This window comes from Streptococcus sp. 3167 (assembly GCF_013277175.1).
Classification (GTDB): Bacteria; Bacillota; Bacilli; order Lactobacillales; family Streptococcaceae; genus Streptococcus; species Streptococcus pseudopneumoniae.
On sequence record NZ_VMML01000026.1, the window covers coordinates 55,553 to 66,578 of the forward strand.

The 11,026-nt window shown below is 38.0% G+C and carries 10 protein-coding genes and 1 pseudogene; 6 read left to right on the forward strand and 5 right to left on the reverse strand.

Going from position 1 to position 11,026, the window contains the following annotated elements; translation table 11 throughout:
• Positions 1 to 209: 209 nt before the first annotated feature.
• The 3 genes from HT678_RS04580 to HT678_RS04590 are packed head-to-tail and all read left to right on the forward strand — an operon-like array spanning position 210 to position 3,339.
• On the forward strand, positions 210 to 1,049 hold the full coding sequence (locus HT678_RS04580) for an EcoRI family type II restriction endonuclease (protein ID WP_023934038.1): 840 nt from the start codon (positions 210 to 212) through the stop codon (positions 1,047 to 1,049).
• Positions 1,050 to 1,053: 4 nt separating this feature from the next.
• The gene (locus tag HT678_RS04585; protein WP_023936772.1) at positions 1,054 to 2,040 is read left to right on the forward strand and encodes an adenine-specific methyltransferase EcoRI family protein; all 987 of its coding nucleotides are present in this window, start codon (positions 1,054 to 1,056) and stop codon (positions 2,038 to 2,040) included.
• Positions 2,041 to 2,049: 9 nt separating this feature from the next.
• Complete coding sequence (locus HT678_RS04590; protein ID WP_023934039.1) at positions 2,050 to 3,339, forward strand: DUF6161 domain-containing protein; 1,290 nt, start codon at positions 2,050 to 2,052, stop codon at positions 3,337 to 3,339.
• Positions 3,340 to 3,472: 133 nt separating this feature from the next.
• On the opposite strand, the gene HT678_RS04595 is transcribed toward HT678_RS04590, so the two are convergent.
• Positions 3,473 to 4,900, reverse strand: a complete 1,428-nt coding sequence (locus tag HT678_RS04595; protein WP_172924624.1) for a helix-turn-helix domain-containing protein — start codon at positions 4,898 to 4,900, stop codon at positions 3,473 to 3,475.
• 164 nt (positions 4,901 to 5,064) lie between these two features.
• Here HT678_RS04595 and hslO point away from each other — a divergent pair, with 164 nt between their 5' ends.
• Entirely contained in the window at positions 5,065 to 5,937 is an 873-nt protein-coding gene (gene hslO / locus HT678_RS04600) for an Hsp33 family molecular chaperone HslO (protein WP_000357854.1), read from the forward strand.
• Positions 5,924 to 6,904, forward strand: coding sequence for a tRNA dihydrouridine synthase DusB (dusB, locus tag HT678_RS04605; protein WP_000183308.1), 981 nt, complete (start codon positions 5,924 to 5,926; stop codon positions 6,902 to 6,904). The genes hslO and dusB overlap by 14 nt, the downstream gene beginning before the upstream one ends.
• Before the next feature lie 70 nt (positions 6,905 to 6,974).
• Here dusB and HT678_RS04610 read toward each other — a convergent pair whose 3' ends face one another.
• A complete protein-coding gene (locus HT678_RS04610; RefSeq protein ID WP_023936780.1) occupies positions 6,975 to 7,673 on the reverse strand; it encodes a hypothetical protein in 699 nt (232 codons plus the stop codon).
• A gap of 287 nt (positions 7,674 to 7,960) precedes the next feature.
• Here HT678_RS04610 and HT678_RS11480 point away from each other — a divergent pair.
• A pseudogene (locus tag HT678_RS11480) lies at positions 7,961 to 8,190 on the forward strand (hypothetical protein).
• A gap of 73 nt (positions 8,191 to 8,263) precedes the next feature.
• On the opposite strand, the gene HT678_RS04615 reads toward HT678_RS11480, so the two are convergent.
• From HT678_RS04615 to HT678_RS04625, 3 genes are read right to left on the reverse strand one after another with little or no spacing between them, the layout of a single operon-like run.
• Positions 8,264 to 9,034: an NUDIX hydrolase gene (locus HT678_RS04615; RefSeq protein WP_023941177.1), complete on the reverse strand. Its 771-nt coding sequence runs from the start codon at positions 9,032 to 9,034 to the stop codon at positions 8,264 to 8,266.
• Between the two features lies 1 nt (position 9,035).
• Positions 9,036 to 9,815, reverse strand: a complete 780-nt coding sequence (gene pnuC, locus HT678_RS04620; protein ID WP_023941179.1) for a nicotinamide riboside transporter PnuC — start codon at positions 9,813 to 9,815, stop codon at positions 9,036 to 9,038.
• 9 nt (positions 9,816 to 9,824) lie between these two features.
• Positions 9,825 to 10,883: an AAA family ATPase gene (locus HT678_RS04625; protein ID WP_050208092.1), complete on the reverse strand. Its 1,059-nt coding sequence runs from the start codon at positions 10,881 to 10,883 to the stop codon at positions 9,825 to 9,827.
• Positions 10,884 to 11,026 lie beyond the last annotated feature (143 nt).

The window sequence follows — 11,026 nt, forward strand, 5'->3', positions numbered from 1 at the left end:
TGAGGAGATTGTGTGAATTTCACAAAAAAGGCCTCAAAAGTTAGATTTAATAACCTATTTTAATGAAGAAGTAGCTAATAAGAGTATTTTTGCTAAGATTTACGATATGAAAAGTTTACATAATGCAATTATTTAATACCCATTCATAGTGTGATATAATATTGTTAATAACTAAAAACACCTCAAAATATAAAAAAGGGGAGAATTTTATGGCTAAAAAGAATCAATCTAATCGTCTAACTAACCAACATAAAGATTCAAGAGGAGTAGTAGGTATATTCGGAGAAGATGCAAAATCTCATGATATTGCCGTAGGCACTATCTCTCATCTAGTAAAATCGAAACTAGAGGAATTATATCCGATGTTAGAGTTTAGATTTAGAAAATCAGTTAGTAAAAAGGAGATTAATCATTATCTTAGTAAGCTGGATAAAGATTTAGGAAAAACTTTATTTACACAGAATGCAAGTATTATTCCTGACGGCGGTATCATTGAGGTAAAAGATGATTCAGGCAGTTGGCGTGTAGTTCTAGTAACAGAAGCTAAACATCAAGGAAAAGATATTGAAAATATTAAATCAGGTAAACTAGTAGGAAAAAACAACGACCAAGATTTAATGGCTGCCGGAAATGCTATTGAACGCTCACATAAAAATATTGCTGAAATAGCAAATTTTATGCTATCCGAGGAACACTTCCCTTATATTATTTTTCTAGAAGGTTCTAATTTTTTAACGCAAACTATCTCTGTAATACGGCCAGACGGACGGTCTGTTATACTTGAACATGACTCAGGAATACTAAACCGCTTAGACAGACTAACTGCTGCCAATTACGGCATGCCAATCAATACTAATTTGTGCAAAAATAAATTTATAAAAAATAAAGACAAATCAATAATGCTTCAAGCAACCTCTATCTATACAACTGGTGATGGAAGTCACTGGAATCCTCAGGAAATGTTTAATATAATGTTAGATGTTGCTAAGACGTCTCTTAAAGTTTTGGGAAGCGATATTTTTAACCAATTAACAAGGAGTATGGAATAAGATAATGAGAAAAAACGAAAATGATTTTTTAAGAAAGGCAAAAAAAAATAAAAATGATGAGTTCTATACTCAACTACAAGATATAGATAGGGAGTTACATCATTACAAGGTACATTTCAAAAACAAAATTATATTTTGCAATTGTGATGACCCCAGAACTAGCAATTTTTATAGATATTTTGCTCAAAATTTTAATGAACTTGGTTTGAAAAAGCTGATTGCATCCTGTTATATCGAACAACAATTTGATTTATTTAGCTTAAATTCAGAAATTTCAAATGGCTTTTACTATGAATACACTGGGAAAAAAGAAGAGGTCATTATTCCCAGTCTAAATGACGTGACATTTTTTAAAGGTGACGGTGATTTCCGCAGTGAGGAAAGTATGAAACTATTAAAAGAAGCAGATATAGTGGTAACAAATCCACCATTTTCACTTTTCAGAGACTTCCTTGCACAAGTTGTTCAATATGATAAACAATTTTTAATCATTGGCAATATTAATGCTATTACTTACAAAGAAACTTTTAAACTCATAGAAAACAATAAAGTTTGGATGGGGATAAATATGGGACGTGGTATTTCTGGATTTATCGTTCCAGACCACTATGAACTCTATGGGACAGAAACCACTATAAATGAACGTGGTGAAAGAATTGTCTCCCCTAATAACTGTTTATGGCTAACAAATTTAGATAATTTCAAAAGGCACGAGGACATTATTCTTACCAAAAAGTATAAAAATAATGAAGACCAATATTTAACCTACGATAATTACAACGGTATCAATATCAATAAAACAGTAGATATTCCTTATGATTATCGAGGAGTTATGGGAGTTCCAATAACTTTTCTTCATAAGTTTAATCCAAATCAATTTGAAATTGTTGGATTCCGAAAAGGAGATGACGGAAAAGATTTATCAATAAATGGTAAGAGCACTTATTTTAGGATATTAATTAAAAATAAGAAGTTTCAAACGACTAAATAGGCTGGTAGTATGATGAGTTTTACGAGCAAACAAATATCTAATTTTTTGGATGATAAAATTTTATTTCGATTTACAATTAACAGTAACAATACTATAAACTTCAACGAACGTGAAGCGATGTTTACTTTTGATCAAATTGAAAAAGTAATAAAAACTAATTTTGACTATTGGAAGATTGTTTCAGAAAAAGCACCATCTAATTATTATTCAAATTGGCAAATCATGAATAATAAGATAAATGGCATAAGGAAATTTCTTTCTGAGATTGACGACTTAAATACGGATACTATAAATAACTATCTTTATTATAACTTGTCAAGTAGTCGTGAAACTACTGAGCAAGGGAAGCTTGTTTACATACTATCAATTGATTCACCTATTGATAAAGATTTAGAAATTCGAAAAATAAAGAGTTTTGTTTCATTCTATATAGAGCAAACAACAGACAATCTTACAGAAGCGATAAGAAGTTACATCTATCTCTCTAAGAATATAAGTTCTATAGGCAATTATTTTTCAAGCTCTTATCCATACCAATTCTATCCGGCTCTGTATTTACTTAGAAAACAGTTCTCTAATATTAGGGAAAATATATTCGACTTTGAAAAAAATATTATATATCCATTAACCAGTAAGTTACAAGAAATTTCTGATAATTCTAATGAACAATATAAAGAAATTACCTCTTTTATCGAAAACAGATACAATGATATTCAACAACAATTTGATGATAAGGCCATAGAATTAAAAGAGTTTCAAAGCTCAATAAATCGTTGGCAAAAGGAAAAGAAAGATAAACTTGAACATTTAGAGGAGACTTATAAGAATAAACTATCATTGGAGGCACCCGAACAACTCTGGAATAAACGTGCTACAGAATATATAAAGCAGGCTAGAAATTGGACTATCATCCTTATTGTAACTGTACTAGCTTTAATTTTTACTTCGACAAAATTAATTACAGTTATACATAATTATTCTTTAGATATCATCAAAGAAATTCCTTTTCTTTCAGAATCATTCGTATTTATTTCTGTTATTTCTTTCTTTATCTATATAATTAGAATACTGGTAAAAATCGTAATGTCAAATCATCATTTAGCCACCGAATACAAACAGAAAGCAGCTTTAACTAGATTTTATCAATCTTTGACTTATGCTGGTACAAATATTGATAAAGAGGAAAGACTAATCATTATTAATTCATTATTTAGTAGAATTGATACAGGTCTTATTAAAGTAGATAACACAAATGATAACGAGGTAATTCTAGCAATTTTGTCTAAGAATATAAAATAAAAGGCTGAGCAAAAAGAATTTAAAGTCAAACAAACGCATATTGTCAAGTGTTGAAAAGACTCGATAATATGCGTTTTATTGCAGAAAATTTTACTTCTTTTTCTCCTAAAATTGAGTTTTTTTGCCATCTTCTTTAACTAAACAATAACTGGCGAATCGCTACCAAATCTTCCATATCCAAGTCGTTTTTTAAATAATAGACTGGCGTCTGTTCCTTCTTATGAATCGGGTTATTGGTAACCAGCAAATCATAATGCCGACTAGGGTCATAAGCTTCAATGGTAATAAAACGATTGTATTCCAAATACCGTTTCAAAATGGCTGCCATCCTTGAAAAGACAAGAAAACCAGATGTCAAATCCAGACCAATCCGCATATGCTGGCCACCGTTTTCAGCCATATATTCGATTAACTGCAGCCATTCCCAGAGAATCTTCTTATCTAAATCTGTCCCCTGATGAAAGGCAGGTAGAGCATGAAAAATCTCCTCTGCTGTCTCTTTAAAATCATGTTCCATCAGTAAATAGGGATGACGATTCTCTAACTGGTACTTGTAGCGATCCTGTAAAATATAGCCCTTATAGAGGTAGACTTGAGCACAAAGCTGACTGAGTTCATAGGTGACATGGTCCTCTGTATAATCCCCCAGTAACTCCTCTTTCTTCATTTCTTGAATCAATTGCGTCAGTAAACCTGCCAACTGTCCTCCAAAACCAAGGATATACTCCATAGTATGAAGAGGAAGAATGCGATGAGATAGGAGGAAAGAGAAGAAAATCATCATCTCACCATCTTCAGTCCCTAGAGGAATATGTTGCCCAGCAAAAAAAGACGAGGTCTTTCTCAGCAAACGAAGGTAGAAAATATTGTCAAAATACCCTCGCATTTTCTCTTCTATCACTTGAAACTGACAGGCATTAACCCGAAGACGTTGTTGACTGATGTGAGCCCAGAGGACCAAGTCTAACTTCTGCCCCGAAGACAAGCTTGCACCGCAGATTTCTTCTAAAGTGGCAATCTCCTGTTTTCTCTCTGGTTTCTGCATATGACCTTCCCACTCCTGACTGGACCAGACCTTGCGGAAAAGACAGAAATAGAAATAGCGAATCTGATGTTCTGGGCCTCGCCAACGTCCATTTTGGATGGATAAGTCAAATTCTGACAAAATCTTATTTAAACCAGCCAAATGACGACCAAGCGTAGCCTCGCTAATCACCAATTCTTGAGCCAGCTGATGGGCTAAAAACTGTTGGTGGTAGAGAAGATAAACCAAAATCTGGTATTTAACAGCATTCTCCAAAAACAAGCTCCGGATATCTCTCCCCTTGGTAGCTGCACCGATTGACAGACACAGATTTTCATCTTCTAAGTGAATAGTCAGCTCTAAGCCACTATCCAAAGCCTTGTCATTGAGCAGGGTGACATATTTGGTTAGGGTTGCTTTTGAAAATCCTGTTTCCTCCATTACAGCCTTGACGGTCGTCTGAGACTCTTGTAATAGGAAGGAAAGGATCGAAAATTGGCCAGATTCGGCCTTTTCCATCAAATCTCCTAAATACATTTGTTACCCCTTTCATTTTCTATCTTAAGCATAGCATAAATCTTAGAAATGCTGAAATAATCTGTTTCTCTTTTTATTTTCATGCTGATTCCCTGATCCATTATCCTGAAAATCAGCAAACACACGGCTCCCCCTTTGGGCATTTTTATGCTAAAATAGTAGCTATGGATAAAATTATTAAAACTATATCAGAAAGCGGTGCCTTTCGTGCTTTTGTCCTTGATAGCACAGAAACCGTCCGCACTGCTCAAGAAAAACACCAAACCCAAGCTAGCTCAACTGTAGCACTTGGTCGAACTCTTATCGCCAGCCAGATTCTCGCAGCCAATGAAAAAGGAAATACCAAACTAACAGTGAAGGTACTGGGCTCTAGCTCTCTAGGTGCTATCATCACCGTCGCTGATACCAAAGGGAACGTCAAAGGCTACGTTCAAAATCCTGGTGTTGACATCAAAAAGACTGCAACTGGTGAAGTCCTAGTCGGACCTTTTGTTGGAAATGGTCAATTCCTCGTTATCACAGACTACGGTACTGGAAATCCTTACAACTCTATGACTCCCCTTATCTCTGGAGAAATTGGTGAAGACCTTGCCTTTTACCTGACTGAAAGCCAACAAACACCTTCTGCAGTCGGCCTCAATGTCCTTTTGGACGAAGAAGACAAGGTTAAGGTTGCTGGTGGTTTCCTAGTTCAAGTCTTGCCGGGAGCCAAGGAAGAAGAGATTGCCCGTTTTGAGAAACGCATCCAAGAAATGCCAGCTATCTCGACCCTTCTCGAAAGTGAAGACCATATCGAAGCCCTTCTCAAGGCTATCTACGGTGACGAGGCCTACAAGCGTCTTTCTGAAGAAGAAATCCGTTTCCAATGTGACTGTAGCCATGAGCGCTTTATGAACGCTCTTGCAAGCCTTCCAAGCTCAGACTTGCAGGAAATGAAAGAGGAAGACCACGGGGCAGAAATCACTTGTCAATTCTGCCAAACAACTTACAACTTTGATGAAAACGACCTGGAGGAACTCATTCGTGACAAATCTTAATACACCTTTTATGATTGGCAATGTTGAGATTCCCAATCGTACCGTTTTAGCACCTATGGCAGGTGTCACCAACTCAGCCTTTCGCACCATCGCAAAAGAGCTCGGAGCTGGGCTCGTTGTCATGGAAATGGTCTCTGACAAGGGAATCCAATACAACAACGAAAAAACCCTACACATGCTTCATATCGATGAGGGAGAAAACCCAGTTTCTATCCAACTTTTTGGAAGCGATGAAGACAGCCTAGCACGCGCAGCAGAATTTATCCAAGAAAACACTAAGACCGATATCGTCGATATCAACATGGGCTGCCCAGTTAACAAAATCGTGAAGAACGAAGCTGGCGCTATGTGGCTCAAGGATCCAGACAAGATTTACTCGATCATCAACAAGGTTCAATCTGTCCTTGATATTCCACTTACTGTCAAAATGCGTACCGGCTGGGCCGATCCATCTCTGGCAGTTGAAAATGCCCTCGCTGCTGAAGCAGCAGGTGTTTCTGCCCTCGCCATGCATGGCCGTACCCGTGAACAAATGTATACAGGTCACGCAGACCTTGAGACCCTTCACAAGGTCGCTCAAGCTTTGACCAAGATTCCATTTATCGCCAACGGTGACATCCGTACGGTTCAAGAAGCCAAACAACGCATCGAAGAAGTTGGTGCTGACGCAGTTATGATTGGCCGCGCTGCCATGGGAAATCCCTACCTCTTCAACCAAATCAACCATTACTTTGAAACAGGAGAAATCCTACCTGATTTGACTTTTGAGGACAAGATGAAAATCGCCTACGAGCACTTGAAACGCTTGATTAACCTCAAAGGGGAAAACGTCGCAGTTCGTGAATTCCGAGGACTCGCTCCTCACTACCTCCGTGGAACATCTGGTGCTGCCAAACTCCGTGGAGCCATTTCACAAGCTAGCACCCTAGCAGAGATTGAAGCCCTCTTGCAATTGGATAAGGCTTAAAAGACAAAAACCCGTAACTATCTTAAAGGTTACGGGTTTTTGACTGTAAAAATTCAAATACTAAGGGTTATTATTGACTCAAAGCAACACTGGAAACCTTGCCATCCGCTCCTGTTGTAATTTGGATGATTTTTCCTCCACCAATTTTGGCATTATACTTGCCATCATCAAGAGTATAAGAGTAGCCTCTGATAGAGTAGTTTTCTTTCTTTCCATCAGCAGATTCTACTGTGAATTGACCTCCTGATGAAACTGTGATGGTTTCGCCATTTGCTCCCTTCCAATTGCCCGCTGCAGCTGAGAAATCACCATCTACCATGGTTAAAACACCCTTGTAGCGTTTATTTTGCTCTGCTTGTTTGTCTTGAAGTTTGCGGTCAGTTGTAGGATCATAGCTTGATTGGTTAGACTGGGATTGAGGAGCCTGTTGAGTTGAAGGAGCCTGAGCAGGAGTTTGTTGACTAGCTGCCTGTTGATTAGACACTTCTTGACCTTGTCTTTGCTCTGGTGCAGGTGCCACTTGTGATGGCCTTGCAGTTGCTGAAGATTGATCAGTAGATGCCTTGGCCTTTTCAGATGAAGCTGAAGTTGAGGACTTCTGAGTCTTGCTTTCTTTGCTAGAAGAGGCTGCTTTAGAGCTTGATGACTGGCTTATCTTAGCAGAACTGCTTGCTTGAGTTGTTTCCTTTTTATTTCCACAAGCTCCCAGTAGCAAGGTAGAAGCCAATACAGTTGCTACCATCAATTTGATATAGGTTTTCTTTTTCATTTTTCTACTCATTTGTAATATTTTAGAAATATAAAGAAATCTTTTTGTAATGAAATTGTAACATTTAGATTTAAATATGTCAATAATTTATTTAAACTATTTTAAAAATCTCACATAATTTAAACACCTTTACTCCTCCTACTCTTCTATTCGTAATCTAATAGAAAAAACAGAGAAAAATTCCTATTTTGTTTAAAATTTTTTAAATCGCTCTTATTTAATCGCTTACATATTTAGCTGCAAAGGAATATAATAACAGTGAAATAGAATATAGGAAGTGCACTCTTATACTAAATAAGTATTTCAAGTATCTTCCTTGGTTGATTTTGGGAGCAATTGGTTCCTATAAATCCGCAACTCACTATGGCAAAACTTCGTTTGATATCTTCTATCTGACCACAGTCTTTATGATTTTCTATATAGCTTTGTTATTCCTACACGAAAAATATCTCAAGTATCGATACAAAGACTTTTTACTCACATGTTGAGCAATTCTAAGAAAGATAACTATCCCTAAAAACAGTCGCAACAGCAAAGCAAACTAATAAAGGCAAACAAAGAGGTCAGGAACTTTATCCCGACCTCGTTTTTTATTTCAATCGATAGGTTTTTCTTGGTTTCTTTTTAGGCACTCGTTTGAGTCCAACTTCTTCTACATATTCTCCGTATTTTACGAGAAAGTTATTGCTGACGATTGGACGACCGGGGTTGATGAGATTGACCAGTTCAGTCCCTTCATAGACAGTGAACTCCTCCTCCAGCAGATAAAGGAAGGTCGGATTCCAGTCGAGACGGCCTTGGATTCGTTTGATAGACTCTTGAATAATGGCATAATGGTCAAAAGCGAAGGCTTGTTCCTCCAACTCCACTCCCTCTAGGTAGCATTTGCCTGTCTGAAAATCGACATCTACAAAAAACACATCCTTGGCATCGTCTCCTGCTTGAACAAGTTCTAATGCACGACTAGGCAAATAAACCAAGTGGGCAATGGTCACTGTCCAGCCCCGTGGATCACGGCCGGGAGTCGATACGGTCATCAATTGCTCAATTTTTTCCAAAGGAAGATCGAGATTGACTTCTTCTCTCACCTCACGCTGACAGGCATGCGCAGCATCTTCGCCCTTGTCCATAAATCCTCCAACCAGAGCCAAACAATTTTGATAAGGGTGAGCCTTGCGGCGAATTAATAAGAGCTTGATTTTTCCTTCAACAAAGCAGTAGGCTACCATATCCACCGTCACACTTGGTTTTTCGTATTGAGGGAGTTCCTGCTTGTAGTACCAATCTAAAAACTCCTCCTGACTTGCATGAATTTCAAAATATTCTTTTTCCATCCCTGCTGGAATCATCGTGTCCGTCATTTTATGCCTCCTTACGAACTGCCTTGGTCCATTGGTACCAACCTACTAGACTATTGAGAGTGTAAACCCAGTACATCCCTTGGATGTGGATATTTTCACCCCACCAGAGATAAATACTAAAGAGATTGGTTGCAATCCAGAAAATCCATTGCTCACGATAGAGACGGGTCATCAAGAGCTGACCGACACCATTGGTCGCATCGGTAACACTATCACGGAAAGGGCGAGCACTATGGATACTTTGATAAGCCAAGCCCATACCAATCCAAATGATAGCAGTCAAGGCCAAGTACTTGAGCCAATCAAAAATAGATAATTTCTTAGCTTCAAAATGAGATTCTTCTGCTTTTCCTTGGTCATTAATACGGTTGGACAGCCAAGCATAGAGGCCAATCGGCTGCATGACAAAGAAGTAAACGGTCGTCAAGACTTCGCCATAAAAAGTCGCATCCATGGCCAAAATCAAATAGATAGCAGAGTTAATAGCCCCAAAGAGATAATTGCTTGCACGACCTTCTGCTACCAAGATAACACAGACAATCCCAGTCCAAGATACAAACAAGCTTAACCAATCATGACTATCTATATTTTGAGTGAATTCCAAGATAAAGGGAACACTTGACAAGGCGATGAGATACAACCACTGGAAGAGGCTACGACCGACAAAGAGATCTTTCCAGAGCAAGTGCATGATTCCTGCAAAACCGATTTTGCGAGCTTCTGCATGAACATTTTTAAAGTTTTCGATAAATTGTGTGATTTTTTCAGTTAGTTTTTTCATATGTTTCTCCTAATCTGCTTGGTAAATGGTATCAATAGCCACTTTTGCTGCTTCATAATTTCCTAGATAATCCTCAGCTAGATAAACTAGTGGAATGTTTGCTAAGTAGCGCTCCCTCATCTGGTCCAAATGCTGGGAAAAACTATGACGAATATGGTCTTCTGCCATAGTCATATCTCTAAATCCGTCATTGACATAGGAGCCAATAGGTTGCACAAAGAAAATCAAGTCCCATTTTTCCTTAGCCAAGATCGAGGCAAAGAGATTATCAAAAGTCTCTCCCGATAAGTCCCCTTGATCCTCTGACTCCATGTAATAATCATAGTAGCCCTTGGTTACTAAGGAGTTGGTGTCTGCTATCACCAGTCCCCTATTGGCATTACTGTCAATTAACTTAGAGGTCTGGTCATACTGCCACAACAGGAGATAATAGTAATCCTTTGGAGTCAATTCATCGTCGCGGACATTGTTTTTGATCTGGTACTCACGTGCATATTCCAAGCTGACTGGTGCATCGTAATACCTAGCCAAATCCTTTGCCAGAGTGGTCTTCCCATTGCTAGCACTTCCCATAATCAACACTTTCTTTGTAAACTGACGTCGGAAGGGTTGAGCAATATATTTCCAATATTTGCTTGGGTTTTCTCGAATCATAGTCTCTGAGATACCAAACTTTCTTTCTTGCAAGACAGTCTCAAAGCCACGATTTGATAATTCTTGCTGATAGTCTGCTTCTCCCACAAAGAAGATCAGTTCTTGTTGGGTTTCATCATAAGAAATCTCCGCTAACATTTTGTCCAACCACTCCTGCCAACCCATAGGGTAACGGGGAAGATTGGTCTCATCTAACTTACAAACCGAGGTCAACTCGTCATCACCAAAGGCCTCTCGGATATATCGAAATCTTTTTTGAAGCGTTAAACCTACCTGCTCCCCTCTATCTCCCTCATAGCCTGAAACGACAACCCAGACCTGGTCACACTGCCGCTTGGCTCGCTGGATCAGATCGATATGACCCTGATGAAGCGGAGCAAATGTCCCAAATATCACTGCTGTTTTCTTTTTCATAAACGCATTGCCTTTTTATAGTTTTTGATATTTTTATTATCTATGTTTTTATTATAAACTATATTTTTGTTTTGTCAATAGTTTTTATCATTTTTATAAAAACATTGCGAAAAAGAGAACCAAGTGAAAGTTCTATAATGAAG

Excerpts from the sequence above, each read along its gene's own strand:
- hslO (WP_000357854.1), top strand. The coding sequence starts at position 5,065 with ATGGATAAAATTATTAAAACTATATCAGAAAGCGGTGCCTTTCGTGCT.
- HT678_RS04580 (WP_023934038.1), top strand. The coding sequence starts at position 210 with ATGGCTAAAAAGAATCAATCTAATCGTCTAACTAACCAACATAAAGAT.
- HT678_RS04590 (WP_023934039.1), top strand. The coding sequence starts at position 2,050 with ATGATGAGTTTTACGAGCAAACAAATATCTAATTTTTTGGATGATAAA.
- HT678_RS04625 (WP_050208092.1), bottom strand. The coding sequence starts at position 10,883 with ATGAAAAAGAAAACAGCAGTGATATTTGGGACATTTGCTCCGCTTCAT.
- HT678_RS04610 (WP_023936780.1), bottom strand. The coding sequence starts at position 7,673 with ATGAAAAAGAAAACCTATATCAAATTGATGGTAGCAACTGTATTGGCT.
- HT678_RS04585 (WP_023936772.1), top strand. The coding sequence starts at position 1,054 with ATGAGAAAAAACGAAAATGATTTTTTAAGAAAGGCAAAAAAAAATAAA.
- pnuC (WP_023941179.1), bottom strand. The coding sequence starts at position 9,815 with ATGAAAAAACTAACTGAAAAAATCACACAATTTATCGAAAACTTTAAA.
- HT678_RS04615 (WP_023941177.1), bottom strand. The coding sequence starts at position 9,034 with ATGACGGACACGATGATTCCAGCAGGGATGGAAAAAGAATATTTTGAA.
- HT678_RS04595 (WP_172924624.1), bottom strand. The coding sequence starts at position 4,900 with ATGTATTTAGGAGATTTGATGGAAAAGGCCGAATCTGGCCAATTTTCG.